The following is a 26,998-nucleotide window of genomic DNA, read 5'->3' as shown; positions in this document are numbered from 1 at the left end:
CCGGGTAGCCACGCCAGCCGGTTCCCGGCACTTCCGTCCCATCACGCATCCCGGGCGGCGAGCATCGTGGCAAGGGCATCCAGTTCGACCACGGCTCGGGGAGCCAGGTCAGCCGAGGTCAGGCATGCGCTGGCGAGATCGAGTTGCCGGGCGACTTCGCGCTGGACCCAGCTGCGGCCCCCCGCCTGGTCGACCAATTCGGCGGCCAGCTCCAGATCGTTCTCCGTCCACTCACTCTCCCGGAAGTACAGCTCGGCCAGCTCCTGCCCGGCTCGGGTCCCGGAGCAAAGGGCAGCCACTACTGGCAGAGACTTCTTGTACGCACGGAGGTCCGAACGCACGGGTTTGCCGGTAGCCGCCGGGTCACCCCAGATACCCAGCAGGTCATCGACTAGTTGGAAGACCAACCCAAGATGCTCACCGAAGTCGCGCAGTGCCGCGACCTGCGCGTCCGTGCCGCCACCGGCCCGTGCTCCCAGAAGGGCTGAACATCCGAGCAACGCTGCGGTTTTGGCCTCGGACATCGCTACGCACTCAGACAGCTCAACGTCGGTACGATCCTCGAACTCGGAGTCGATCGCCTGGCCTTCCAGCAGCCGCTGCACCGCCAGAGTCAACGCAGCGACATCTGCTCCGGCACTAGGCGAGGAAGCCGCGGCGAGGACTTGCACCCCCAGGGCCATCAGGGCGCTACCGGTCAGGATCGCCGTCGGTATCCCGAACATCGACCACACCGTGGTCCGGTGTCGCCGGGTCAGATCCGCATCGATCACATCGTCGTGCAGTAGCGAGAAGTTGTGCGCCAGTTCCACGGCCACCGCGGCCGCCGTCGCACGGCGGCCAGCAGTACCCACTGCCTCGCAAGCCAGAAACGCCACCGCCGGCCGAACGGCCTTGCCTGGCGACCCGCGGACAGCGACACCGTTCTCGTCACACCACCCGAAGTGGTAGCGAGCCACAGCGCGATGCGGGGCTGGCAAGGTGTCCACCGCCTCACGCAAGGCGGGGTACAGAACCGCCCGCGCCCGCCTTAAGACCGCCTCGACGTCAACGCGCGTGGTCGTCATCGCGATCGTCCGTATCGGCCGACCGTCGGCAACTCACGCTTCGAGTGTTCCTCGGTCGGTACTTCGGATGCTGCCATCGATCCGCACCTTCTCTCACTTATCGCATCTCGTGACATGCTGTAAACGGCGTGCTCTCTGTCATTCAAGATGAGTTCCTGAGCCACGCACACACCCGGAAGCGACGTAGGTGTTAAACGTTCAGCAGCGTTAAACCGCAGTCGATCTTGTTCGATGATCGAGGCGAGCCCGACGCCAACAGGCAGCAACCGGACGCAGACGCCGCTGTCAACGCCGGTCGAATCGTGACCCGCCTGGTCCGCTTGGGTTCCAGGGCGAATTCGAGCGGTCGTCGCAACGGTGACGGGGTCTATGATGCCACGGCGTTGTGGAAGACCTCGGCGGGTGTCCGCCATCCGAGTGTCTTGCGTGGCCGGTGGTTGAGCTTGTGCTCGACCATGCCGAGGTGCTCGGGCGTATGGATCGCGAGGTCGGTGCGTTTGGGAAAGTACTGGCGCAGCAAGCCATTCGTGTTCTCGTTCGTGCCGCGCTGCCATGGACTTCCTGGGTGCGCGAAGAACACACCTTCACGCAGCAGCGGTGCGATCTGTTCGTGGTAGGCCATTTCGGATCCTTGGTCCCAGGTCAACGTCAGTCGCGCTGCTTCGGGAAGGGCGCCCAGGACAGCGATCAGGGCGTCGCGGACCGTGTCGGCGCCGCGGTTGCCGGGCAGGTGAACCAGACGCAGGAGGCGGCTGGAGCGGTCGACAAGGGTGGCGATGGCCGACTGGTTGCCGCGGCCCACGATGAGGTCACCTTCCCAATCACCAACGCGGGTCCGCTCGTGGGCCGCCGCCGGGCGGTGCTCGATCAGCAGAGTGGGCGCGACGAACCGGCTCCGTCGCTGATCAGCGCGGCGGCGACGCTTGCGCAACGCCCGGCCGGTACGCAGACGCTGCGTGAGCCGGCGGCTCAGACCGCCCTTGCCACCGTGGTAGAGCGCTTGGTAGATCGTTTCGTGGCACACGTGCCAGCTGGCGTGATCAGGGAAAGCGGACCGCAGATAGTTGGCGATCTGCTCGGGACTCCACTCCAGCTCAAGCTTCGCCTGCACGGCCGCCCGCAGCTGCGAATCCTGGATCAACCGAGCCTGGCGCGGCCGACGCGCACGTTGCCGGGCCCGGGAATGCGCCAGGTCAGCGTCGTAGCGCCCTTGATCATGCGGCCGGACGTTGCGGCGCAGCTCCCGGCTGACCGTGGAAGCGTGACGGCAAATCCGCCGCGCGATCTCCCGGATCGACAGTTTCTGGGCCCGCAGGGTGGCGATCCGCTGCCGTTCGGACCGGGACAGATATCGGCTCGAACGGGCCTCCTCGGCGACCAACGCAGGTGGGAGCCCGCCGTTCTCCGCCCGCCAGCGGTAGCCGGTCTTACGGCCGATCCCGATGATCTGGCACGCCTCGACCGTCCCTACCCCCGACAGGATCAACTGCCAGTACCGCGACTCAAGATCCAGCCGCCGCTTCGCTCCACGCCTCGCCATCAGCACGCCCTCTTCTACCAGGAGTGTTGCGACAAGCACTGGAACCCAAGCGGAACCAGGGGGTCAGTATTCAGCCGGAACCGACAGCCGCGAGCTCATTCCGGGGATCTGGCCCCGGATCGTGGATGCGGCCCGCTCATCTGCCCTCTGAATGGCGGTTCACGCGTTGGTGAGCGGGCGTACATGACCGTGTGTTGCCGCGAAGGCGACGCCGACCGGGCAACGTCAGAGAAGCCGGTCCCCCGGAGGTCTCGCTAGGCTCCGGGCCATTCGCTGACGATCGAACGGCGGCCGGATGCCGACAACGGCAGGGATGCTGATGAGCACGGTAGACATCGAAGCGGGCCCGGGCTACCGGACGGCCGCCGAGGCATCGCGTGACCTGTTGGACGGCAACGAGATGTTGCCGTCCAACCATGACCGGGGATTCACCTCCGAACGGACTCGGAGCAAGGTGCTGCCGCGTTTCATAGCGCTGGAGGAGGCCTGCCTCTGGAGTCAGAGCCTTCACTCTCGCAGAAGGGAGACGATATGTGCGGCGTCGTGGGGTGGGTGGACTACCAGCGTGATCTCTCGGATGAACGGGAGACCGTTCAGGCCATGACCGAGACGATGGCCCGTCGCGGGCCCGATGATGAGGGAATATGGCTGAGCCCGCGCGCCGCCATCGGGCATCGCCGGTTGTCGATCATCGATCTGCCCGGCGGCCGTCAGCCCATGACGGTGGCTGAGAACGAGCGCACACTGGCAGTGCTGACCTTCAGCGGGGAGATCTACAACTACTTGGAGCTGCGCGCGCAGCTGAAGGCCCGTGGCCACAGGTTTCGTACCCAGAGTGACACCGAGGTGCTGTTGCGTTCGTATCTGGAGTGGGGCGCGGCGATGGTGGACCGGCTCAACGGGATGTACGCCTTCGCGATCTGGGACGTGCGAAGGGAGGAGCTGCTGCTGGTCCGCGACCGGATGGGTGTCAAGCCGCTGTACTACTTCCCGACTCCGGATGGCGTGATTTTCGGCTCCGAGCCCAAGGCGATCCTGGCTCATCCCATGGTCACGCCCCGGGTGGACGCCAACGGACTGCGTGAACTGCTCGACCTGGTGGGAACCCCCGAACAAGCGATTTTCAAGGGCATGTACGAGGTCCGGCCCGGCCATCTGGTCCGGCTGCGGCGGGAGGGGCTGACCAAGCACTGTTACTGGAAGCTGGAGGCACACGAGCACGCGGATCCCTTGCCACGGACCATCGAAACCGTCCGGGAGCTCCTGGAAGACATCGTCGAGCGGCAGCTGATCGCGGATGTGCCGTTGTGCAGCCTGCTCTCCGGTGGCCTCGACTCGTCGGTGATCACCGCGATCGCGGCCAAGTCCCTTGCCGGCAAGGGATCCGAGGCGGTTCGCTCGTTCTCGGTCGACTTCCTCGGCGTGGCGGAGACCTTCGTCCCTGACCCGATGCGGCCCACCCCGGACGCGCCGTTCGTGCGGGAACTGGTGGACCATGTGTCCGCTGATCACACGGAGGTGCTGCTGGACAGCGACGACCTCACGGCTCCGGAGATTCGCAAGGCCGTGCTCGGCGCGACCGACTTACCACCGATGTATTTCGGTGACACGTGGCCCTCCCTGTATCTGCTGTTCCGGTCCATTCGGGAACACTCGACAGTGGCGTTGTCCGGAGAGTCCGCGGACGAGGTGTTCGGTGGTTACCGCTGGTTCCATGACCCGGAAGTGCTCACTGCGGAGACCTTCCCATGGCTGACCAGTACGACCGGCCCCTTCCTTGACGGCACCCCGCTGCTCGATCGTGGTCTGCTCACCCGGCTCGACCTGCCGGCCCATCGGCTGGACAGCTACCACAGCGCTATCGCCGAGACGCCGGTAGCGCCGGGGGAGACGGGTCTGGAAAAGCGGATGCGAGAGGTGAGCTACCTCAATCTGACCCGTTTCCTTCCCGCGTTGCTCGATCGGAAGGATCGGATCAGTATGGCGGTCGGCCTCGAGGTTCGCGTGCCGTTCTGCGATCACCGGCTGGTGGAGTACGTTTTCAACGCGCCATGGGCGATGAAGAACTTCGATGGCAGGGAAAAAAGCCTGCTGCGGCACGCGACCGCGGACCTGTTGCCGGAGTCGATCGCGCAGCGGGTGAAGAGTCCGTATCCCACCACCGCCGACGCTGGTTACGAGCATAACCTGCGTGACGAGTTCGCCGAGGTGGTGGCCGGCGGGACCGCACCGATCCTGCCCCTGCTCGATCCGGAAGGCGTGCGACAGCGCTTGGGACGACCGCGGAGTGAGACGAGTTCGCAGATCGACCGGATCGATCTGGAAACCCCGCTCTGGCTCAACGCCTGGCTGGAGACCTACAACGTGTCCGTCGACCTCTGACCAGCACCCGCCCTTCGGCTTCCTTCACCCGGTGGCGGCTCCGGAGCGCAGCACGACCGGCAAGGCCTTGTGACCGTTGGTGACGAACGTGCCCTGCGGTTCGAGGTCCTTCGGTTCGACTGCCAGCCGCATGTCGGGGAATCGTTCGAACAGCGCAGGCAACGCGATCCTGGCTTCCAGCCGGGCGAGCGGCGCGCCGAAGCAGTAGTGCACGCCATGCCCGAAGCTCAGGTGCCGCTTGTCCGCCCTGGTGATGTCCCAGTCGTCCGCGCTGGCGCCGTGGACGTCCGGGTCCCGGCCGATCGCGGCGTACCCCAACATGATGGGGTCTCCCTTCGGGACCACCACGTCGCCGATGTGCAGATCCGCTACGGCGAAACGGAGCGGCTGCAGGTTGATCGGCGACTCGACGCGGAGCGTCTCCTCGATGACGTCCTCCCAGGTGGCGCGGCCCTCCCGGAGGATCGCCAGCTGTTCTGGGTGGGTGAGCAGGTTGAGCACGGCGTGCGTGATGAGGATGACCACCGTCTCGGAGCCGGCGCCCAGCACGCTGAACAGGGTGCCGATCAGCTCTTCATCGGTCAGCACGTCGGCGTTGATCAAATCGGTGGTGAGATCGTCCGCGGGGTTCGCTCGCTTGAACGCGATCAGCTTGCTGAACTGCTCGTGCCAGGCGCGGATGTCGGCCTCGGCCTTTTCCGGGCTGACCGATGAGTCCGGTGCGTTCTCGCCGCTGCCCAACAACGCCGCACGATCCTGTTCCGGTACCCCGAAAAGATCGCAGATGACCGTCGCGGGCAACCGGTACGCGAAGTCCCGCTTCAGATCGAGCACCTCATCCAGGGGCGCCCTGGTGAGCTCGTCGAGCAGGTGCCGCACCGTACGTTCGATGTACGGCTCCATGGTGCGCACTCGTCTGGAGGTGAACGCCTTGACGATGGGGCTGCGCAACCGCTGGACCTCGGTCCCGTAAGCGGTCGCCATATTCCGCATCTCGGTCCAGCTGGCCAACGGCCAGTCAGTGCCGACCTCCCCGCTTATCCATGCAGGCCAATGCAATCGCGGGTTCTTCGATACCTTCGGACTGATCAGCAACTCCATGGCCAGCTCGTGCGCGACAACGACCCAGCCCCTGATGCTTCCGGGAAGTTCGACCATGGCGATGCCCGATCCCTGTTCCCGCAGTGCCTTCGCTTCGCCGTGGACGTCCTGGCCGGTGACGTCCAACGGGTACGGGCAGCGGCCATTCATCCGGACCTCCAGCAGTGGGGTAGTTCTTCTCGTTCCCGGCGTGAGCCCGCGCCGATCTCCTGCACAGCCGCCCCTGCCTCATGGTTCTGACCAGATGGGCTCGGCAGCTACTTCGAGCTTGCCCAGCGGGATCGATTGCATCGGTTCTCGCGGTCGGGAACGCTCACCAGTCTCGGCGGCGGGTCGCGAGCAGTGCCGCGAGCAGCGCCGCGGGAGCGACCATGATCAGCCCGGCCAGCACGCCCCAGGTGGTGCCGATTCCCAGCGGCAGCAGGAAATCCGGGTACTGCGTTTCGTGGTAGATGTCCTCGGCCTCGGCCAGATTTCCGAGGTAGGGGATGAGGTAGTGCGGGTTCTCCAGTATCTCGTCGAAATCGGGGATCACCAGGTCTAGGATGTTTCCCAGCACGACGAAGGCCGTTCGCACCAGCCACTGGATGGTGCCGCCGACGACGCCGCCGCAGATCGTCGCGAACCAGGCGGCGCCGAACGCGGCGATCCGATTCAGGTGCCAGCGATCGACGATGCGGAGCATCACCTTGTAGGTCACCCGCACGGCGGCCAACGACGCCGCGATGGTCACGATATTCGGAAGGACCCACCATTGCGGCCAGGTGGCGCAGCCGGCGATCCAGGCCGCGGCCCGCGAACCGATCATCGGCGACAGGACGTCGAGGGCGAGCCCGTTCCCGACGAGCACGACGAACGCGAAGGCGGCCAGCCCGGTGGTGATCGCGATGGTTCTGCCGTCTCCCATGGCGATACTGTGACGAGGTACGGCACGCGGTCAGCTCGGATTCACAGACCGTTGCGGATTCGTGAGCTTTGGAACCGTTCGAGGCAGGTACCGGGTCAGCCCACTCGTGCGTCCGGCGCCCGGTCGTGGATCTTTGCCGCCTGGGTGTGGTCCGCGCCGCTCGTGGGTTCTGTGGCGAACGCCAGGAGGCGGGTGAGCGGTCCATCGTGGGTCAGGTGGAGTTCGTGCATGGCTCTGGTGCAGGCGATGTAGAGCATGGACCTGTCCATGTCGGTGGCGTAGTTGTCCTCGTCCACCTGCGGGACGATCACGGTGTCGAACTCCAGTCCCTTGGCGATGTGTGCCGAGGTGATGATGATGCCGCCGGCGAACGAGGTGCTGTCGTAGTCAAGGAAGGTCAGCTCGACACCGGCCTCGGACAGGACCGTGGCGAGCGTTGTCGCCTGGTCGACGGTTTTGCAGATGATGCCGAGGGAATGGTGATCGCTGTGCTCGTGCTGCTTGATGAGGGTCAGAATCCGCGCCTGCTGGTCCCGCCGGTCGGTGCAGGCGATGACCTGGGGTGGCAGCCCGTGGCGCTCGATCGGGACGAGCTTGTCGTTGCGGGAGATGTTCTGGGCGAACTCGGTGATCTCGCTGGTGGAGCGGTAGCTCTTGCACAGCTCCAGGCAGTGGGCTTGCGGGAAGATGCTGTGGATGGTGGCAAGGGAGGATGAGCTGAACGGGTTCACCGACTGGCTGGAGTCGCCGAGGATCGTCATCTGGCAGGAGAAGAGCTCGCGCAGCACCGCGTACTGGATGGGCGTGTAGTCCTGCATCTCGTCGACCAGCAGGTGCCGGATGTGGCCGTAGCTCTCCTGCCGGGATGTCCTGATCATGGTGTAGATCAGCGGAAACACGTCAGCGTACTCGATCTTTTTCCGCCCGAGTGGCTGGAACAGGCCGCGCCGGGCCGGGTCGGCGGTGTAGAACGCCCGGTAGATGGCGAACGCGTCCTGGTAGGGGAACATGGCGCGAACCTGCCTGCGGATGCTGGCGGTGTCGGCGGCGGCCCACTTGCCACCCTTGTCCAGCACCTCGTGTTTGAGCTTGTGCACAGCGGCATTGGCGACGCGGTCGAGCCGGGTGAAGACCGGAAGGGCCGGCGACTCGTGGAAGAGGTCGGCCACCCAGTCCGCGGAGAGCCGTTTGTGCTTGCGCTCGATGTCTGCTGGCGTGAACTCCTCGTGCGCGCGGGAGGCGATCCAGTCCTCGAGGCGGGCGACGAACTCGGGCGTGGCCTTGTAGCGCATGCGTGCGGCCGCCGCGTCGTCGACCTGGTCGAGCAGCGTGACCACCTGCTCGCTGAACGTCTCGTAGCCGGTGACCTTCGCCAGGAACCTGGCTGCAATCGTGTCGAAGTCGATCTCCGCGACCTGCTCCTCGCCCAGCTCGGGAAGCACATCGGCGATGTAGTCCCCGAACACCTTGTTCGGGGAGAGGATCATGACGTTGTCGGAGGAGAGGGTGTCCTTGAAGCGGTACAGCAGGAACGCCACCCGATGCAGGGCGATCGACGTCTTCCCCGAGCCCGCCACGCCCTGCAGGATCAGCACCCGTGCCGCCTCGTTGCGGATCACCGCGTTCTGCTCGCGCTGGATGGTCGCGACGATGTTCTTCATCCGGTCGTCGGCGGACTGCCCCAGCTCCCGTTGCAGCACCTCGTCGCCGATGTTGAGCGTGCTGTCGAACATGTACTCCAGGCGCCCACCCCGGATCTTGTACTGGCGCTTGCCGGTGATCTCCCCATGGGCCGTGCCAGCCGGGGTCTCGAAGAACGCCTCGCCCGACTCGAAGTCGTAGTAGAGGCTGGACACCGGCGCACGCCAGTCGTGGATCACGATCTCCTGCGTCTCGGGGTCCGAGAAGTTGTGCACACCGATGTAGTAGGGCCTGGCCTGCACCTCACCCCGGGTGTGGAAGTCGACCCGCCCGAAGTAGGGCGACTCCAGCAACCGCTCGATCCGCTTGCGCCGCAGCACCGCGTGCTCGGCGAGCCGGACCGACATGTCCACCTCGCCGCGGAAGTTGGCCTTCTCCGCGAAGTCCATGTCCCGCAGGTTGTCCCACAGGTGCTTCTTCCGCTCCTCGATGGTGCGCGCGGACTCGTCGATGTCACCGGTAAGCCGCTCCAGCTCCGTGCGCAGCAGCTGTACGGTCTCGGCGAGGTATCGGCGCTCCCGGGCTTCGTCTCGCGTCTGCGCGTCCGTCAATGCCCGCTCCGGTTCCGGCCGTGGGCGCGGCACGCCGGGAAATCTCCTGTCACGTTAGGGTAGGGTAGCAGCGCGGCCGGCCTGCCGGACACGGCGGCCCGCGGCTCATGGCGGCGCGGAGCGGGCAGCACCGGAAACGATCATGGTTTCGGGTCGTCGCCGTGGCAGCTATGGTGCCCGTTGCCCGTCACTGATCCGGCGCCTGCCGGGACCGGCCCGAGGACTTCCTCCTGGCGTCCTGCCGGCATCGGCCACCGGTGCATCCCGACCGAGCAGAACCGAACCCGGCCGGAGCAGCCGCCGCACCCGCGGCGTCGCCCGGGCCTTCGGGTTCGGGGCGATACGTGCTGCCAGCCGGACCGCGACGACCGCAGGAAGGAACGTCCGTGCGCACCGGCACCACCGCCACGCAACCGCAGTCCGCCTGGGCTCCGGGGCGTGCCCATCTGCCCCGGGTGGTCACGGCCGCCGCGGTCGCGCTGGCCCTCACCGCGCCGGGGCAGACCCCGGCGGTCTCGGTGTTCGTCGACCCGCTCATCCGTGATCTCGGCGTCTCCCGCTCGGCCGTGTCGACGGCCTACCTGATCGGGTCGCTGACCGGCGCGTTCGTGATGCCCGTGCTCGGCCGCGTGCTCGACCGCTACGGGCCCCGGCGGGTGATGGCCGCCATCGCGCTGTGCTTCGGCGCGATCCTGATCAGCGCGACCGCGGCCTCCGAGATCACCGGGCTGACCGCGGCGTTCATCGGCATCCGGGTCGGGGGCCAGGGTGCGCTCAACCTGGTCGCCACCACCACGGTGGCGATCTACGTGCACCGGCGCCGTGGCTTCGCCGTCGGGCTCGCCTCCGCGATCGGCACGGCCGGAATCTCGTTGACCCCGATGCTGCTGGAACGGCTGGTGTCGGACTGGGGGTGGCGGCAGGTCTGGGTGATCGAGGGCCTGGCCGTCTGGGCACTGGTCATCCCGGCCGCCCTCCTGCTGCTGCCCCGGCGCATCCCCCCGCGGCCCGCGGCCGAGGATGTGGCCGGGCCCGCCCGCGGCAGCTCGCTGCCGCCGGTGGACTGGACCCTCGGCCAGGCGGCGCGGACCGGGATGTTCTGGGTCGTCACCGCCGGAGTCGGTGTCTGCGCACTGGTCGCCACGGGCCTGAACTTCCACCAGGTCTCGCTGCTCGGCGAGCGTGGCCTCTCCGCGGCCGAGGCCGCCGCGACCTTCCTGCCGCAGACCATCGCCGGGCTGATCGCCAGCTTCGGCCTCGGCTGGCTGGCCGACCGGTTCTCCGACCGGGTACTCATCATCGTCACCATGGCCGTGCTCGCCATGGCCACCGCCGGGGCGGGATGGCTCACGCCTGGGTTCACCGCGGTGCTCTACGGGCTGGCCCTTGGCGCGTGCGGCAACGGCATCCGCACCCTGGAAGCCGTCGCCTTCCCCCGCTGCTTCGGCCTGCGTCACCTCGGGGCTATCCGCGGGGTGGTGCACTCGGTCACGGTCGGTGCCTCCGCCTTCGGCCCGCTGCTGCTCGCCATCGGCCGCGAGCAGGCCACCAGCTACCGCCCCATCCTGCTGGTGGCCACCGCACTTCCGCTCGCGGTTACCGTGGCCGCGGTGTTCGTCCGCACCCCGCCGCCGGTGCCGCGAGCCGCCGGGTCCCGGCCGGACCGGCAACCATGACCGGAACCGTTCAGGCTGGTCCGACCTTCGCGAGGTAGAGGGTGGCCGTTGCCGCGCGGTGCTGGAGCGGGTTGTCGAAGGTGACGACCTCGGAACGCGCTTCGGCGAAGCAGTGCGTGAGTGCGGCCAGGAACTCCTCGTCGGGCGGGTCGTTCGACCACAGGGCGAACACCCCGCCAGGGCGCAGGTGCTCGCCGAGCCGCGCCAGGCCGGCCCGCTGGTAGAACCCGGCATGCCCGGGGTGCAGCACGTGCCGCGGGGAGTGGTCGATGTCCACCAGTACCGCGTCGAACCTCCTGCCGGGAACCGCCGGGTCGAGCCCTTCCGGCGAGCGCAGCAGCGTGAAGAAGTCACCGTGCACGAACGAGCAGCGTGGATCCGCGGTCAGGCTCTCCCCGGCGGGGATCAGCCCGCGCTCGTGCCAGCCGATCACCTCGGCGAGGGCGTCGACGACCACGAGGGTGGACACGTTCGGGTGCTCCAGCACCGCCTGCGCGGTGTAGCCGAGGCCGAGCCCGCCCACGGCGACCTCGAGTCCGGTGCCCTCCAGCGCGGCGAGGGGGCGGCGTCCCAGCTCCAGCTCGGCGACGGTGAACAGGCTCGACATCAGGAACTCATCGCCGAGCTTGATCTCGTAGACCTCCTTGCCGAAGGTGGGATCCCACCTCCGGCGCAGCACGAGCTCACCCATCGGCGTCGGGCACCAGTCCAGCTCGGCGAACCGCGCGCTCACCTGATCCGCCCCGTCTCCGTGTTCATCCCGGCAGGGTAGCCCGTGTGCCGGGTGCCATCTCAGTGGCTGCCGGCGAGCTCACCGGTGAGGCGGTCGTGCATCACGGCACTGCGCTTGTTGAGCCCGACTATCTCGACCGATTTGCCGCGCGCCTGGTACTTGGTGGTGATGGCGTCCAGCGCGGCGACGGTGGAGGCGTCCCAGATATGCGCGTCGGTGAGGTCGATGACGACGCTGTCCGGGTCGCCGGTGTAGTCGAACTGGTAGACCAGATCGTTGCTGGAGGCGAAGAACAGCTCGCCGGTGACCGCGTACACGACCTGCGTTCCTTCCGGGTCGGTGATCGCGCTGACCTCGACGAGGTGGGCCACCCTGCGGGCGAAGAGGACCAGCGCGGTGAGCGTGCCGGTGACCACGCCGATGGCCAGGTTGTGCGTGGCCACCACGGTGGCCACGGTGACCACCATGACCGAGGTCTCCCCGATGGGCATGCGCCGCAGCGTCGCGGGGGCGATGCTGTGCCAGTCGAAGGTACTGAACGCCACCAGCACCATGACCGCCACCAGCGCCGCCATCGGGATATCGGACACGACCGGGCCGAAGACCAGGCACAGGATCAGCAGGAACACCCCGGCCAGGAAGGTGGACAGCCGCGTGCGGGCGCCGCTCTTGACATTGATCATGGTCTGGCCGATCATCGCGCAGCCGCCCATACCGCCGAAGAAGCCGGTCACGATGTTGGCCACGCCCTGCCCGATGGACTCGCGGGTCTTGTTGGAATGCGTGTCGGTGATGTCGTCCACGAGTTTCGCCGTCATGAGCGACTCCATCAGGCCCACCAGCGCGAACGCCAGCGCGTACGGCGCCACCAGCGCCAGTGTGTCCATAGTGAACGGAACGTCCGGGATTCCCGGGGTGGGCAGCGCGGAGGGCAGCTGGCCCTTGTCGCCGACGGTCGGTACTGCGATCCCGGCGCCGACCGTCAGCGCGGTCAGCGCCACAATGGACACCAGCGGCGCGGGCACAGCCTTGGTCAGTTTGGCGAACAGCACCATGATCAGCAGGCCACCGCCGAACAGCGGGTACACCGGCCACGGCACATCCACCAGTTCCGGAACCTGCGCCATGAAGATCAGGATGGCCAGCGCGTTCACGAAACCGACCATCACACTGCGCGGCATGAACCGCATCAGCCTGGCGATCCCCAGCGCGCCGAGCGTGACCTGGAACAACCCACCGAGGACGACGGCCGCCAGCAGGTAACCCAGCCCGTGTTCCCGCGCGAGCGGGGCCACGACCAGCGCGATGGCGCCGGTCGCCGCCGAGATCATCGCCGGCCTGCCACCCACGAAGGAGATCACCACCGCCATCACGAACGAGGCGAACAGCCCGACGCTCGGGTCCACCCCCGCGATGATGGAGAACGAGATCGCCTCCGGGATCAGCGCCAGCGCGACCACCAGGCCGGACAGGATCTCGGTACCGGCGATCCTCGGTGACGCCAGCCAGGGCGGCAGGACGCCACGAAGACGCGCGGGTGCGACGGAACGGGAAGACGGCACGACGTTCAACCAGACATAGTCGGGCGCCCTGGGGCGCGAAGCGGCCGCCACCGGCGGGAAACGCGGCGGCCACGGATGGAACGGACTGGGAAGACGGCGGGGGCGTCGGCGACCCCTGGCGACGGCGGCGACCATGATCGCCGCAACTCTCACCTCACGTTAGACGAGAGATCGGCCGCTCGTCGCGCTCGTACCGCGAGATGAGGGCGGGATCACCGTGCGGCGACCGCATGCTGGGACCGGCCGGTCAGGCGCCTTCGGCCACGAGCGGCTCGAGCGCGAGCTCGGGGTTCTGCCGCAGCAGGATGCGCATCGTCATCTCGTCCTCGAACAACGCCAGTTCCGCGCCGTCGGTGCGGGTGAGGACCTCACAGCGGCGAGCACCGTCGACCACGCCCCGCTGCCCCGAGTCGGCGAGCCTGCGGACCGCGGTGTAGGGCAGCCGGTCCAGCTTGACCGGGGACTTGAACTCGTGTTCCAGCCGGTGCGCGGCGACCTCGAACTGCATCGGCCCGACCGCGGCGAAGACCGGCACGGCGTCCCCGCGCAGGTCGGAACGCAGCACCTGCACCACGCCCTCGGACTCCAGCTGCTCGATGCCCTTGCGGAACTGCTTGGCCCGGCTCAGGTCCGCGGGCCGGGCGGTGGCGAAATGGGAGGGCGCGAAGCTGGGCAGGCCGGGGAAGCGCACAGCCGGTTTGCCGTCGTACAGCGTGTCGCCCACCCGCAGGGCGGAGGCGTTCACCAGGCCGATCACGTCTCCGGGGTACGCCACCTCCACCGTGGAGCGCTGCTGGCCGAAGACCTGCTGCGCGTACTTGGTGGCGAACGGGCGTGCGGTGGAGGCGTTGGTGACCACCATCCCCCGCTCGAACACCCCGGAACACACCCTGGCGAAGGCGACCTGGTCCCGATGCGACGGATCCATTCCGGACTGCACCTTGAACACGAACGCGGAGAACGGCGCGTCCAGCTCCCGCGGGCGCTCGTCCACATCCAGCCGGGCCGACGGGCGCGGGGCCAGCTCCACCAGCAGATCCAGCAGGTGCCGCACCCCGAAGTTCAGCACCGCCGCGCCGAACAGCACCGGCGTCGCGGTCCCCGCGAGGAACGCCGCGGCGTCGAAGTCCCCGCCCGAGCCGACGGCCAGCTCCGACTCCTCGTGCGCCCGGTGCCAGTCCACGCCCTCCTCGGCCTCGGCCCGGGTGGCGTCCATCCGTTCCTCCGGGGCGAGGGTGGCGCCACCGGCGGTGCGGGTGTAGCGCACGAACGAGCCATCGGCCAGATCCAGCACCCCGTGGAAGTCCCCCGCGATCCCCACCGGCCAGGTCAGCGGCATCGGCTGCAACCCGATCCGCTCCACCAGCTCGTCACACAGCTCCAGCGCCTCCCGGCCGGGCCGGTCCCACTTGTTGATGAAGGTGATCACCGGAATACCCCGGTACCGGCACACGTCGAACAACTTCAACGTCTGTGGCTCCAGCCCCTTGGCCGCGTCCAGCAACATGACGGCCGAATCCACCGCCGACAGCACCCGGTAGGTGTCCTCCGAGAAATCCGCGTGCCCCGGGGTGTCCAGCAGATTGATCACCGCGTCGCCGTAGGCGAACTGCAACGCCGCCGAGGTGATCGAGATCCCCCTGCTGCGCTCCATCTCCAGCCAGTCCGACACCACACCCCGCCGACCCGACTTGCCATGCACCGCACCCGCCTCGGAGATCACCTCGGCATGCAACGCCAGTGCCTCGGTCAGGGTGGACTTACCGGCATCCGGATGACTGATCACCGCGAAGGTACGCCGCCTGCCTGCCTCGGCCACGACGTCCGTGCTCTGCTGGGCCATTGCGTTCGAACTCTACTCTCACGTCACAGTACGCTCCCGCGGCGGTTGGCCCGGGCTGGACCTGTGGGGCTTCCTGCCCGATATCAACCGCTGCGCACCGCGCCGGAGGTCCGCTCATCGAGTCGCCGCCGCAGCATCCCGGCGAACGCCTCGGCGTCCTCCAGTTTGGCGCGCAACTCGGCACACCGCCGCTCGGCGGCCTCGCTGAACCCGCGCAGCCGCTCCGCCTCCTCAGCGCCAAGTCCACCGGCCCCTGCCGCGCCGGTATCGTCCGGCCGCAACACCGCCAGCAGCTCCCGCATCTCCTCGAGCTGGAACCCGAGTGGCTTCATCCGCTTGATCAGCAGCAGGCGTGCCACGTCCGGATCGGTGTACAGCCGGAAGCCGCCCTGGCTGCGTGCACTCGGCCGGACGAGCCCGACCTCCTCGTAGTACCGGATCGTGCGCAGGGACAGGCCGGTGCGCTCGGCCACCTCGCCGATCTGCATGTGTTCGGCCACGCCAACCTCGCTTCCCGCGCCTGGATCCGACCACCGTACCGGCCACGCGGGGCCGGTGCCCCTGGTCGCCACAACCCTATCCTCACGCAAGGGTAGAGATTGTGCTGACGGCCGGGACCGGCCGGAGGTTGCTTTTCTGGGGCCGATCCCACCCAGGGGCATCGGCGCCGGGGGTGTGGACATCTACCCCGGTGAGAGCGACCGGAGGTGAAGGATCACCTCCGGTCCCCTGCCGCCGGGCGGCAAGCCCGGACGGCCAGCGCAGGGAAGGAAAGCCGATGACCACACGCAGCATGATCCGCCGGACCACCGCGGCCCTCGCCGTCGCCGGGGTGACCGCCGGGGTCGCCACCTTCGCGGCCGGTGCCGCCAGTGCGGAGCCGACCGTTTTCGAGTGCACCGCCAACCAGGTGAGTACCAAGCTGGTGTACGGCGGAGCCGGGATGGGCTCGCGGCACGGTGCGATCGAGTTCACCGCCAGGCAGGGGGAACGTTGCGTGCTGCCCGGCACGCTGCCGGTCGATGTCACCGGCGCCGCGGGCGTGCGGGTCCGGCACACCGCCCCGGAGGACGCCCCCGCGGTCGGGCTGAACAGCGGCGGGTCGGCCTATGTGCCGCTGCACTGGACGGCGATCGGCCCGGCAGGGCAGCAGCAGACGCCGGACACGATCACCGTGACGGTGCCGTCGGACCGCAACCCGCATGGCGACCACATCGATCCGGAGATCGGGCTGAACTGGTCCCTCGGCGGGATCGACGCCAGGCCGGGACACCGCGCCCTCGAAGTCGGTGCCGTCACGGCGGGTCCGGCTCCCGCGGTCTAGCGTCCACAGTGGTGGGTCCGCCGGGCTTCGTTCAGGCCGGGATTCCCACGCCGGGCCGGAATCGCAGCAGCCATTCCGCCAGCGGGGAGAGCGCGGGCCAGTGCGTGCCGCCGGGGCGCGGGTACGCCAGGGACGAGTACGCGGCGGGGACGTACCCGGGGTCGTAGAAGCATCTGGTGCGGTAGGCCTCGTCATGTGCCGGGCAGGCGGCGGCGATATCGGCGGGCGCGGGCTTGCGGCCGGTGCGTACCCAGGTCGCCAGCTCGTCGATGGCCGTCGCGTACTCGGAAGTGCTCAGTGTGCTGTGCTCGTCCTCCCTGGTGAAGGTCTGCACGAGCCTTCCATCTGCGCGCGAGCCGCGCAGGCTGGCACGGTAGGCCGCCTCGTGTTCGACGAACGCGGTCGGGTCGTCGATCGCGTGCAGGGTGAGCACCGGAATCGAGACGGCCCCGGTGGGGTCGCTGTCGAAGGAAAGGTCCCGTACCGCGGAAGGGTCCGCGGTGAACCGTTGTACACCGGCGTTGAGTGCCGCGTCGTCATGCGAACCGGTGTAGCGGATGGTCCGGTTGCTGAAGGGATTCCGGCCGCCGAGCCGGTTGTGCACGATATCGCGGAAGGTGAAGGTCGCGAAACGCAGGTGAGATTCCAGCGTGCGTTCCGGAATCCCGGTCACGGCGAGGATATCGCTCAGGTTCCGCCGCTGCCGCGGGGTTCGCTCGCCCGGTGCCGACGCGAAACCGGTGCACTCCTGGATCCTGGCGCGCAGCCCGGCCTTGGTCATCGTGGAGTCCGCGCGCAGACCCATCCACAGTGGATACTGCGGTTCGGTGGGACGCGGGTGGTTGCCGCAGTAGTACTGGTAGACCACCCGCAGGTCCAGCCGGTAGTCGTAGCCCCGCGAGCCGCCTGCGAGCATCCCGTTGGTCAGCAACACGCCGTCATACCGGCGCCGCGGCCAGGTGCCGTGGATCTCGGCGACCTTCGCCGCCACGTTCCCGCCCCAGGACTGCCCGTGCAGCAGGGTCGTGTGTGGCAGGCCGAAGTTCCGCACGAACAGTCGCCGCAGGTTCTCGGTGTCCTCGGCGGCCATCCGCACCCCGTAGCCACCGCGCCGGTAAGCCGATCCGGCCCAGGCGTAGCCCTCGCGCACCATTACCGCCCACCGGGCGAGGTCCTTGCCGCTGCGTTCCGGATCCGAACCCGTGGTCAGGCCGGGCCCGCCGTGGGCGTGCAGCACCAGGGATCCGTTCCACCGCCGCGGGATGGCGATCGAGTAGTAGGCACCATGGCCGTCCCGCCCGGAGTAGCACCTCGCGGGCACCGTGATCTCCTCAGGGCAGGCCCCAGGAGCAGGACGTTCGCGCGCCGCGGGTGGCTCGGCGCCACTGGCAGGCAGACCACTGCCGAGGGCGGCCACCAGCAGGGTGGCCACCACCGTGATCCGGTACGGCCGATTCGCCGGCTGACGCGTATCCACGGGCGACCTCCGTTGGTCTGCGGTGCGCCCTCGCACCGGGGAGGTGTGATGCTAGGCACGGTGGCGGTGGCCGGTCGCGATTGAGTTCATAGTGGTCGCCAGACAGGGTCCCGGTCGCCAGGCAGGCACCGTTGTTCCGGGTCAGTGGCTCGTGTCACACTTCCGGCAATGCGTGTCCTGTTCCCCGTTCTGCTCGCCGTGGTGGCCTGCGGCGCGGCCGGGTGCAGCCCCGGCCCGGCGGAACCGGGCGATGCCGGGAAGCCGGACTGCGCGGTCACCATGCCGGAGCGGCCGGACTCGATGCCCTCGATACTCCGGCAGTCCACCCGCGAAGCCCCCTGGCACGGCCGGGACGGCCTGTGGGTGCATGCGTGGTGGCTGGACGACTCCAGGACCCAGCGTGCCGAGGACGCCAACCATGTCGTCAAGTACCCGACGGTCACCACCGAGGACGGCAGGCTGACCGAAGCCGACGGACCGCCCACGGTGCGGGCGCGACGCCTGGACGGCTCCGGCTCGGTCCGGGCGGAGACGGGCGGGTACGCCCGCGCGGCGCAGACCACCCCGTCCGAATGGTGGCCGACGGTGTTCCGGTCCCTGGCGGCAGGCTGCTGGGAGGTGACCACCTCCTGGCGGGACGCCACGGTGCGGTACGTGGCCGAAGTGGCTTAGTCTCCCGTCCCGGAGGTCCGTTCCTCCCAGTCCAGGTGGAAATCATGCAGCCAGGCCGGTGGCGCCAGCGCGCCGCCGCGTACCGCCTCCGCCATCGCCCGGTCGCGTTTCCGCCGGGCCAGCCAGCCGGTCCTGGCCCGCAGCCGCGCGGTCTGTCCGGCACCGCGGGCGGCCACCCGCTCGACCCGCTCCCGGCGTGCCGCCTCGAAGGCGCTGAGCGCCTGCCCGGTGTCCCCGGCGTCCCGCAGGCTTTGGGCGAGCACCACGGCGTCCTCGATGGCCAGCGCCGCGCCCTGCTCGGTGGCGGGCGGAACGGCATGCGCGGCGTCCCCGATCACCACCATGGACCCGTTGTGCCAGCTGGAAAGGCCGGGTACCGCTCGCGGGTTGGTTGCGAGGATGACCTCGGCGTCCCGGATGATCGCCGTGGCGGGTGTGCGGTCGCGGCGGAATAGCCCGAGCAGCCACTGCCTGCTGCCCTCCAGTTCGGCCGCCGCGGTGGTGGGTAACGGCTCTCGCGCCGGGATACCGGCGAACCAGTAGTAGTCCCCGGTGGCGCTGGTGTAGCCGAAGGTCGCGTTCCGGCCCCAGAAGATCCGGAAAGCCTCCGGTGCGGGCGGGGCCTGCACGGTCCGCGGGGTGTAGCCGTAGCGGATGTGCGTACCGCAGAAACGCGGCTCCGGCGCGGCCGGATCGACCAGGCCGCGCACGGTGGAGTGCACCCCGTCCGCCCCGATCAGCACCTCGCCCTCCGCGGTGCCGCTATCGGCGAAGGTGGCCAGCACCCCGCTGCCGGTCCGCTCGGCCGTGCGCAGGCTCCTGCCGAGTTCGAGCCGCGCGCCCTGCCGGACGGCCTCCGCGCGCAGCGCCCCGGCCAGCTGCGCCCTGGTCAGCGCACGTGGTTGCTCCTGCTCGGACCCGGTGCTGAGGGCCACCGTGCCGAGGAGCCTGCCGGTCCCGGAAAGCAGCTCGGTCCGGGGTAGCGGGGCGGACACCGCGACGACGGCCTGGTGCGCCTCGATCGCCCGCAGCGCGTCCAGCCCGTTGCGGGGCAGCCGGAGTGCGGCTCCGGAATAGTCGCCCGCATCCAGCCGCGCCTCGTACACGGTCACGGCCATCCCGGCCCTGCGCAGCGCCAGCGCAGCCGCCGAACCGGCGATACCGCCGCCCGCGATGAGTACGTGCCGAGTCATCCGGGACCTCCCATCGCGTCGGCCGAACCGACCAAGGTTACCGCCGGTGCTCCGCGCGGTTGACTTCTAGCTAGCTCGAGGTTCTAGCGTCGAGCGCAGTCGATGAGCAGCGAACAGTACGGAGACCCGCCATGTACGCCATCCGCCAGTACGCGTTCGGCCCGGCCGAGAACCTGCGCTACGAGGAGGTCGAGGATCCGCGGCCGGGACCCGGTGAGGTCCGCGTCGCGGTGTCGGCGGCCGGGGTGCACGTGGTGGACACCACGATCCGGCAGGGCGGGTCCGGTGGTCCGTTCGCGCCCCCGGAGCTGCCGATGACCCCGGGCCGGGAAGTGGCCGGGGTGGTGGACGAGATCGGCGAGCGGGTGGAAGGGGACTGGCTCGGCAGGCGGGTCGTGGTGCATCTCGGTCAGGCGAACGGAGGTTACGCCGAGCGGGTCCTCGCCAAGGCCGGTTCGCTGCATGCGTTACCGGACGGGGTGAGCGAGGAGGCGGCCGTGGCGATGATCGGCACCGGCCGCACCACCATCGGCATCCTGCATGTGGCGCAGCTGACCGCGGAGGATGTCGTCCTGGTGCCCGCCGCCGCGGGCGGGATCGGCAACCTGCTGGTGCAGGAGGCGCGCAATATCGGCGCCACCGTGGTCGGGCTGGCTGGGGGTGCGGAGAAGGTCGCCAGGGTCGGGGAGCTCGGGGCGACCTTCTCCGCCGACTACACCGAGGAGGACTGGCCGGAGCGGGTGCGGGAATGGCTGGACGGGCGGGAGGTCACCGCGGTGCTGGACGGCGTGGGCGGGCGCGCCGGCCGGGCGGCCTTCGACCTGCTCGGCGCCGGCGGCCGGATCATCATGTTCGGCTGGGCCCGTGGGCAGGATCCGGTGCGGCTCGACACCACCGACCTGTTCTCCCGCGGGCTGACCGCCTCGGTCGCACTGGGTCCCCGGCTGTGGCAGCGCAGGCCCGGCGGCCTGCGCGGGCTGGAGGAGGAGTCGCTGGCCGCGCTGGCCGATGGCAGGCTGACCCCGCTGGTGCACGAGCCATTCGCGCTGGCCGAGGCGTCCACGGCGCACACCGCGCTGGAGAACCGGCGCACCACCGGCAAGGTGGTGTTGCGGCCCTGAGCAGGGAACCGCCTACTGTGTCGGGTAGTTACCGACCAGTAGGAGGATGGATGTCTGAGCGAGTCACCGTGCAGCGGGACGGTCATGTGCTGCTCATCGGGGTGAACCGGCCGGAGAAACGCAATGCTTGGGACCTGGCGACGATCTCCGCGGTCAGCGCGGCCTACGACCAGCTTGCCGACGACCCCGAGCTGCGGGCCGGCGTGCTCTTCGGGCACGGCGACCACTTCTGCGCCGGACTGGATCTCGCCGACGTCTCGCCCGCCGTGGCCGAGCACGGCCCTGGCGCGCTCTCCGGGGACGGCAGGCATGACCCGTTCGGGTTGTGGAACGAGCCGGTCGGTAAGCCGGTGGTCCTCGCCGTGCAGGGCATCGCCTTCACCCTGTCCATCGAGCTCGCGCTGGCCAGCGACATCGTGGTGTCGGCCGAGGACGTGCGGTTCCGGCAGCTGGAGATCGGCCGGGGCATCCTGCCATTCGGCGGGGCGACCCTGCGTGCTCCCGCGCAGCTCGGCTGGGGCAACGCCATGCGCTTCCTGCTCACCGGGGAGGAGTTCGGCGCGGCCGAGGCCCACCGCATCGGGCTGGTCCAGGAGGTCGTCCCGGCAGGCGAGCAGCTCGAACGCGCCACCGAGCTGGCCAGGGTGATCGCAGCGCAGGCCCCGCTCGGCGTGCAGGGCACCCTGGCCAACGCCCGCCTCGCGCAGCGCGCCGAGTCCGAGCGGGCCGCGGCCGATCACCTGCGTGAGCTGCTGCCCGGCATCCTGGCCAGCGAGGACGCCAGGGAAGGGCTGCAGAGTTTCGTCGAACGGCGGGAGGCCCGGTTCACCGGCCGCTGATCCACTCCGGGTTTCGGGTGGCATCCATGCGGGAATCACTACACCCGCATCCGAGACGGAAGGGTGATCCACCATGGCGACCTGCGAGGTCTGCGGCAACGACTACGACCTGGCGTTCGAGGTCCACACCCGTGATGGCGGCAGGCACACGTTCGACTCCTTCGAATGCGCCATCAACCGGCTCGCGCCCATCTGCGAGCACTGCAGTTGCCGGGTGATCGGCCACGGCGTGCAGGTGGACGGCCGGTTCTACTGCTGCGCCCACTGCGCCCGGCAGGCAGGCCCGACCGGCAAGGAGGCGCGGGACGCGGTGACCACCACCTCGGCCTGAGCCTGTTGGCAGGGCGAGGGTCGTGCGTGTCCCGCCCGGATGGCACACGCACGACCCCCGGTCCGGCTCAGCTCCTGGTGAGGAAGGAGCGGGCGAAGAAGGCCAGGTTCGCGGGCCGCTCGCCGAGCCTGCGCATGAAGTACGGGAACCACTCCGTGCCGTAGGGCACGTACACCCGCATCCGCAGCCCGGAGGCGGCGAGCGCCCGCTGTTCGGCCTGCCGGATGCCGTACAGCATCTGGAACTCGTAGTCCGTGCCGCCGCGACCGGCCCGCCGCGCCAGCTCCTTGCCGATGTCGATCAACCTCGGGTCGTGGGTGGCCACCATCGGGTAACCCTCGCCCGCCATCAGTACTCGCAGGCAGCGCACATAGGACTTGTCCACTTCGGACTTGTCCCGGAAGGCGACCGACTCCGGTTCGTTATAGGCGCCCTTACACAACCGCACCCTGGACCCCGGCCCGGCGAGATCCCGGCAGTCCGCCTCGGTGCGCCGCAGGTATGCCTGTAGTACCGCGCCGGTGTCCGGGTAGTCCAGCCGCAGGTCGCGCACGATGGCCAAGGTGGAGTCGGTGGTGGTGTGGTCCTCCATGTCGACCGTGACGGTGGTGCCTGCCGCCGTGGCCGCCGCGCAGATCAGCCGGGCGTTCTCCAGCGCGATCTTGTCGCCGTCGATGGCCAGCGCCTGGCCCAGTGCGGACAGCTTCACCGAGACCTCGGCCCGCGATGCGAGACCGGTGTCCGCGAGCCGGGCGAGCAGCGCACGGTAGGCCTGCACGGTGGCGTCGGCCTGGGCCCGGTCCCCGGTGTCCTCACCGAGGTGGTCCAGGGATACGAACCGGTCGGTGCTGAGTTCGGCCGCCGTGTGGATGGCGGCCTCGACACCGGTGCCCGCCACGAACCGGTCCACGATCGGGCGGACCAGCGGGGTGCGTTCGGCCAGGCTGCGGACCCCGGCCGACTTCGAGGCGGCGATCAGTGCGGAACGGAGCATGGGTGACTCCTTGTCAGCGTTGGTGCGGGTAGCCGGAGGTGACCGGCGGGACGAAGTTCTCCTTGATCGTGCGCGGGCTGGCCCAGCGCAGCAGGTTGTAGACCGATCCGGCCTTGTCATTGGTGCCCGAGGCCCTGGCTCCGCCGAAGGGTTGCTGGCCGACCACGGCGCCGGTCGGCTTGTCGTTGACGTAGAAGTTGCCCGCGCTGAACCGCAGCGCCTCGCTCGCCCGCGCGATGGCCTGCCGGTCCCGCGCGATGAACGCACCGGTGAGCCCGTACGAGGTGCCCTGGTCCAGCTCCCGCAGGATCCGCTCGAAGTCCTCGTCCGGGTATACGTGCACCGCCAGCACCGGCCCGAAGTACTCGGTGCGGAACACCTCGTGTGTGGGGTCGGAGCCGACCAGCACGGTGGGCCGGACGAAGTAGCCTGCCGAGTCGTCGGCGGTTCCCCCGGCCACGACCTCCAGGGTGGGGTCGGTGTGGGCCATCTTCAGCACGCCCGCGAGCCGGTCGAAGCTGCGCCGGTCGATCACCGCGCCCATGAAGTTGCCGAGGTCGGTAACCTCTCCCATGCTCAGTGAGTCCACTTCGGACACAAAGTCGTCCCGCATCCGGTCCCACACCGAGCGGGGCACGAACGCGCGGGAGGCTGCCGAGCATTTCTGGCCCTGGAACTCGAAGGCGCCGCGGACCAGCGCGGTGCGCAGCACGTCGATATCGGCGGAGGGGTGCGCCAGCACGAAGTCCTTGCCGCCGGTCTCGCCGACCAGCCGCGGGTAGGTGTGGTAGTTCGCGATGTTCGTGCCCACCGTGGCCCACAGGTGCTGGAAGGTCTGCGAGGAACCGGTGAAGTGCAGGCCGGCCAGCGCCGGGTCGTTCAGCACCACCTCGGAGACCTCGATGCCGTCCCCGGTGAGCAGGTTGATCACCCCTGGCGGCATGCCTGCCTCCTCCAGCAGCCGCATGGTGAGGTGCGCGGCGAGGCCCTGGGTCGGCGCGGGCTTCCACAGCACGGTGTTGCCCATCAGCGCGGGCGCGGTGGGCAGGTTGCCGGCGATGGCGGTGAAGTTGAACGGGGTGACGGCGTAGACGAACCCCTCCAGCGGGCGGTAGTCCAGCCGGTTCCACACCCCGGGCGAGCTGACCGGCTGCTCGGTCAGGATCTGCCGCGCGTAGTGCACGTTGAACCGCCAGAAGTCGGCCAGCTCACAGGCGGAGTCGATCTCGGCCTGCTGCACCGTCTTGGACTGCCCGAGCATGGTGGCGGCGTTCAGGGTGTCCCGCCACGGGCCGCAGAGCAGGTCGGCCGCCCGCAGCAGCACCGCGGCGCGCTCGTCGAAGGGCAACCGCCGCCAGGACTCGGCCGCCCGCAGCGCGGCCTGCACCGCGGACTTGGCGTCCGCCTGTGTGGCGTTGCCCATGCTGCCGAGGACATGCGCATGCCGGTGCGGCTGCACGACGTCGATCTGCCTGCCACCACCGAGTCGCTGCTCACCGTCGATCGTCACGGTGAGCTCGTGCTGCTTGCCTGCCAGTTCGCTGACCTTGGCGACCAGGCTCTCCCGTTCCGGGGAGCCGGGGGCGTAGTCCCGCACGGGTTCGTTGCGGGGCGCGGGCGTGGTGGTGATCGCGTCCATTCGGGGTGCCTCCTGCGCGGGAACGTTTCCCGCTGACGTTAGGCAGCGCGGCCCGGCCAGTGGTTGTCCGATCGGCTACCTTTTCGGGGTACCCACTGTCCGATCGAACAAAGGGGTGCGATGGTCGAGGATGCCCGGTCCACCGGCGGGGTCACCCTGCGCCAGTTGCTCGTCTCGGTCGGTGATCCCCTGGTCGACCTGCATGTCGCCGGGGCGGGGCTGGACCTGCGGGTGCGCGGGGTTTCCATCCTCGATCCGGACGACCAACCGGGTGCCTACCCGGCCGAGCTGGTGCTGGTGATCGGCGCGCGAGGCCGGGACGCCATCCGGTTCGTCCGGGCCGCCGCCCGCGGCGGTGCGGTGGCCACCGCGGTCAAGGCAGGCCAGGACGGGCATGCCGAGGACCTGCGTGCCGCCGCGGCCGAGGCCGGGATCGCGCTGCTCGCCGTCCGGCCGGGGGTGCGGTGGGAGCAGCTGGAGACCCTGCTGCGCGAGGTGCTGGACAGCGCCGCCCTTTCTGCGGGCTTCGGCGCGGACATGCCGCTGGGCGACCTGTTCTCGCTCGCGCAGACCGTCGCCGTGCTGACCGGCGGCAGCGTCAGCATCGAGGACGCAGGCAACCGGGTGCTTGCCTACTCCCGCTCCGATGACGAGGTGGACGAGCTGCGCAGGCTGTCCATCCTCGGTTGGGAAGGTCCCGAGGCCTACCTGGCGATGCTCAGGGAATGGGGCATCTTCCAGCGGCTGCGGGCTGGTGAGGAGGTCGTGCGGATCGACGAGAATCCCGAGCTGGGCATCCGGCGCAGGCTGGCGATCGGGATCAGGGCGGGCTCGCACCACCTCGGCACGATCTGGGTGCAGGAGGGCCGCGAACCGTTCGCCGACCGGGCGGAGCGCGCGCTGGTGGGGGCCGCCCGGATGGCGGCGATGCAGCTGCTGCGGCACCGCAGCGACGCCCATCCCGCCGGACCCGGCCGGGACCTGCTGCCCGGACTGCTGGACGGGCGAGCCAGCGCCGACCTGGTGGCCGGGCACCTCGGCCTGGATCCGGCGACTTCCGCGGCCGTGCTCGCCTTCGCTCTGCCCACCGGACCGGACCTGCCCGCGCACGAGCTGCACCTGGCGGAGGCGGGCACCGTGGTGTCGGTGCACGCGACCTCCTACCGCAGGGCTGCCCTGGTCGGCACGATCGGGTCGCGGGTCTACGCCGTGCTGCCGGAGGTCACGGCCCGCCAGGAGCGGGCGGTCTCCGCGCTCGCCGCCGACATCGTCGACGTGCTGCGCCGCAGGGTCGGCACCAGGGTGCAGGCGGGGATCGGCTCGCCGGTGGGCACGCTGGGCGCGGTGGCGGCTTCCCGGGCCGAGGCCGACCGGGTGCTGGACGCCATGGCCCGCAAGCCGGATGCCCGGGTGGCCACCATCGCGCAGCTGCGTGCCGAGGTGCTGCTCGGCGAGACCCTCACCCTGCTGGCAGGCAAGCCGGACCTGCGTGACCCCGGGGTCGCGGCGCTGCGCGAGCACGACGCGGCCCACGGCAGCGACCTGGCGGGCTCCCTGCTGGCCTACCTGGACGCCATGGGCGACGTGCGCTCGGCCGCGGGCAAGCTGCACATCCACCCGAACACCCTGCGGCACCGGGTGCGCCGGGCCGGGAAGGTGAGCGGGATCGACCTGGACGACCCGCGAGCCCGGCTGTCCTGCCACCTCCAGCTCCTGCTGGTGACCAGGGCCGACTGATTGGTTACCCGAAGTCGTGACAATCTCCACTCCTCGTGTCGCCGCTGGCGTGATCTGCATCGACGACCAGTCCCGCGTGCTCCTCGTGCGGCCGACCTACAAGGACTACTGGGACGTCCCCGGTGGGTACGTGACTCAGGGCGAGTCGCCACGCGACGCGGCGATTCGGGAGGTACGCGAGGAACTCGGTGTGGACGTCCGGATCGGGCACCTGCTCGCGGTGGACTGGGCGCCATCGGTGAAGGATGGTGACAAGCTGTTGTTTCTCTTCTCCGGGCAGTTGCCATCCGATGCCGTTTTCAGCTTCGCGGACGGCGAGATCGACGAAACACGATACGTGGACGTTGACGAACTCGAAGGGCTCACCATCGACCGGTTGTGCCGCCGGATCCGGTCATCGATCGAAGCGTCTGTGTCCACCTACCTCGAGCACGGTGTGGCGGTTAGGGGTGCCGCCACCCCGGGCACCGGAACGGCAAACTCGCCTACGTGAGCGGCAAACTCGGTTACCTGGGCGGCCAACACGCTTGCCGGAGCAGGGGCTCGCGTGCGGGAAGGGCCAACGCGTGCGCGGGAACGGCAAACGCGCGGATGTGGAGGGCAAACAC

22 protein-coding genes are annotated in these 26,998 nt (G+C 69.3%); 9 read left to right on the top strand and 13 right to left on the bottom strand.

Annotation, left to right across the window (positions count from 1 at the left end):
- Positions 1-41: 41 nt before the first annotated feature.
- Positions 42-1,067, bottom strand: coding sequence for a polyprenyl synthetase family protein (locus KOI47_RS32590; RefSeq protein ID WP_216210911.1), 1,026 nt, complete (start codon positions 1,065-1,067; stop codon positions 42-44).
- 367 nt (positions 1,068-1,434) lie between these two features.
- Positions 1,435-2,613: an IS30 family transposase gene (locus KOI47_RS32585; RefSeq protein WP_232376118.1), complete on the bottom strand. Its 1,179-nt coding sequence runs from the start codon at positions 2,611-2,613 to the stop codon at positions 1,435-1,437.
- A gap of 525 nt (positions 2,614-3,138) precedes the next feature.
- Between KOI47_RS32585 and asnB the strand changes: the two genes are divergently transcribed.
- Positions 3,139-4,989 carry an asparagine synthase (glutamine-hydrolyzing) gene (gene asnB, locus KOI47_RS32580; RefSeq protein WP_216210909.1) on the top strand — a complete coding sequence of 617 codons (1,851 nt, stop codon included), beginning with the start codon at positions 3,139-3,141 and terminating at the stop codon, positions 4,987-4,989.
- 24 nt (positions 4,990-5,013) lie between these two features.
- Here asnB and KOI47_RS32575 read toward each other — a convergent pair whose 3' ends face one another.
- From KOI47_RS32575 to KOI47_RS32565, 3 genes are all read right to left on the bottom strand, one after another.
- On the bottom strand, positions 5,014-6,240 hold the full coding sequence (locus KOI47_RS32575) for a cytochrome P450 family protein (RefSeq protein ID WP_216210908.1): 1,227 nt from the start codon (positions 6,238-6,240) through the stop codon (positions 5,014-5,016).
- Between the two features lie 163 nt (positions 6,241-6,403).
- Positions 6,404-6,997 (bottom strand): hypothetical protein, encoded by a 594-nt coding sequence (locus tag KOI47_RS32570; RefSeq protein ID WP_216210907.1) that lies wholly within the window; start codon positions 6,995-6,997, stop codon positions 6,404-6,406.
- A 95-nt stretch (positions 6,998-7,092) separates the two neighbouring features.
- A complete protein-coding gene (locus tag KOI47_RS32565; RefSeq protein ID WP_232376402.1) occupies positions 7,093-9,282 on the bottom strand; it encodes a HelD family protein in 2,190 nt (729 codons plus the stop codon).
- Positions 9,283-9,635: 353 nt separating this feature from the next.
- On the opposite strand from KOI47_RS32565, the gene KOI47_RS32560 reads away from it, so the two are divergent.
- Complete coding sequence (locus KOI47_RS32560; protein ID WP_216210906.1) at positions 9,636-10,925, top strand: MFS transporter; 1,290 nt, start codon at positions 9,636-9,638, stop codon at positions 10,923-10,925.
- Positions 10,926-10,935: 10 nt separating this feature from the next.
- Here the strand turns inward: KOI47_RS32560 and KOI47_RS32555 are convergent, their stop codons facing one another.
- The 4 genes from KOI47_RS32555 to KOI47_RS32540 all read right to left on the bottom strand — a co-directional run bounded on the left by KOI47_RS32555 (position 10,936) and on the right by KOI47_RS32540 (position 15,563).
- A complete protein-coding gene (locus KOI47_RS32555) occupies positions 10,936-11,658 on the bottom strand; it encodes a spermine/spermidine synthase domain-containing protein (protein ID WP_232376401.1) in 723 nt (240 codons plus the stop codon).
- A gap of 59 nt (positions 11,659-11,717) precedes the next feature.
- Positions 11,718-13,220, bottom strand: coding sequence for a SulP family inorganic anion transporter (locus tag KOI47_RS32550; protein ID WP_232376950.1), 1,503 nt, complete (start codon positions 13,218-13,220; stop codon positions 11,718-11,720).
- Positions 13,221-13,467: 247 nt separating this feature from the next.
- Complete coding sequence (locus KOI47_RS32545; RefSeq protein WP_216210905.1) at positions 13,468-15,063, bottom strand: peptide chain release factor 3; 1,596 nt, start codon at positions 15,061-15,063, stop codon at positions 13,468-13,470.
- Positions 15,064-15,146: 83 nt separating this feature from the next.
- Entirely contained in the window at positions 15,147-15,563 is a 417-nt protein-coding gene (locus tag KOI47_RS32540; RefSeq protein WP_408629870.1) for a MerR family transcriptional regulator, read from the bottom strand.
- Positions 15,564-15,841: 278 nt separating this feature from the next.
- On the opposite strand from KOI47_RS32540, the gene KOI47_RS32535 reads away from it, so the two are divergent.
- The gene (locus KOI47_RS32535; RefSeq protein ID WP_216210904.1) at positions 15,842-16,387 is read left to right on the top strand and encodes a DUF4232 domain-containing protein; all 546 of its coding nucleotides are present in this window, start codon (positions 15,842-15,844) and stop codon (positions 16,385-16,387) included.
- A gap of 31 nt (positions 16,388-16,418) precedes the next feature.
- Here KOI47_RS32535 and KOI47_RS32530 read toward each other — a convergent pair whose 3' ends face one another.
- Positions 16,419-17,864: a hypothetical protein gene (locus KOI47_RS32530; RefSeq protein ID WP_216210903.1), complete on the bottom strand. Its 1,446-nt coding sequence runs from the start codon at positions 17,862-17,864 to the stop codon at positions 16,419-16,421.
- Between the two features lie 168 nt (positions 17,865-18,032).
- Between KOI47_RS32530 and KOI47_RS32525 the strand changes: the two genes are divergently transcribed.
- On the top strand, positions 18,033-18,536 hold the full coding sequence (locus tag KOI47_RS32525) for a hypothetical protein (RefSeq protein ID WP_216210902.1): 504 nt from the start codon (positions 18,033-18,035) through the stop codon (positions 18,534-18,536).
- Here the strand turns inward: KOI47_RS32525 and KOI47_RS32520 are convergent.
- Positions 18,533-19,729 (bottom strand): FAD-dependent oxidoreductase, encoded by a 1,197-nt coding sequence (locus KOI47_RS32520; protein ID WP_216210900.1) that lies wholly within the window; start codon positions 19,727-19,729, stop codon positions 18,533-18,535. The two genes, KOI47_RS32525 and KOI47_RS32520, sit on opposite strands and share 4 nt — an antisense overlap.
- Before the next feature lie 131 nt (positions 19,730-19,860).
- Here KOI47_RS32520 and KOI47_RS32515 point away from each other — a divergent pair, with 131 nt between their 5' ends.
- The 3 genes from KOI47_RS32515 (at position 19,861) to KOI47_RS32505 (ending at position 22,020) form a co-directional block, all read left to right on the top strand.
- A complete protein-coding gene (locus KOI47_RS32515) occupies positions 19,861-20,850 on the top strand; it encodes a zinc-binding dehydrogenase (protein WP_216210898.1) in 990 nt (329 codons plus the stop codon).
- Between the two features lie 50 nt (positions 20,851-20,900).
- Positions 20,901-21,689 carry a crotonase/enoyl-CoA hydratase family protein gene (locus tag KOI47_RS32510; protein WP_216210896.1) on the top strand — a complete coding sequence of 263 codons (789 nt, stop codon included), beginning with the start codon at positions 20,901-20,903 and terminating at the stop codon, positions 21,687-21,689.
- 73 nt (positions 21,690-21,762) lie between these two features.
- On the top strand, positions 21,763-22,020 hold the full coding sequence (locus KOI47_RS32505; protein WP_216210895.1) for a Prokaryotic metallothionein: 258 nt from the start codon (positions 21,763-21,765) through the stop codon (positions 22,018-22,020).
- 67 nt (positions 22,021-22,087) lie between these two features.
- Here KOI47_RS32505 and KOI47_RS32500 read toward each other — a convergent pair whose 3' ends face one another.
- Together KOI47_RS32500 and pruA are read right to left on the bottom strand one after the other, a co-directional pair.
- Complete coding sequence (locus KOI47_RS32500; RefSeq protein WP_216210892.1) at positions 22,088-23,014, bottom strand: proline dehydrogenase family protein; 927 nt, start codon at positions 23,012-23,014, stop codon at positions 22,088-22,090.
- Positions 23,015-23,027: 13 nt separating this feature from the next.
- Entirely contained in the window at positions 23,028-24,653 is a 1,626-nt protein-coding gene (pruA, locus tag KOI47_RS32495; protein ID WP_216210890.1) for an L-glutamate gamma-semialdehyde dehydrogenase, read from the bottom strand.
- A 120-nt stretch (positions 24,654-24,773) separates the two neighbouring features.
- Between pruA and KOI47_RS32490 the strand changes: the two genes are divergently transcribed.
- Positions 24,774-26,390: a PucR family transcriptional regulator gene (locus KOI47_RS32490; RefSeq protein WP_216210889.1), complete on the top strand. Its 1,617-nt coding sequence runs from the start codon at positions 24,774-24,776 to the stop codon at positions 26,388-26,390.
- Between the two features lie 16 nt (positions 26,391-26,406).
- Positions 26,407-26,883, top strand: coding sequence for an NUDIX domain-containing protein (locus KOI47_RS32485; RefSeq protein WP_269756680.1), 477 nt, complete (start codon positions 26,407-26,409; stop codon positions 26,881-26,883).
- The last annotated feature ends 115 nt before the right edge of the window (positions 26,884-26,998 follow it).

The sequence above is a fragment of the Amycolatopsis aidingensis genome, assembly GCF_018885265.1.
Lineage (GTDB): Bacteria > Actinomycetota > Actinomycetes > Mycobacteriales > Pseudonocardiaceae > Amycolatopsis > Amycolatopsis aidingensis.
Note: the sequence above shows the minus strand (reverse complement) of the source record. Positions and strands in the feature narration are given on the sequence as shown.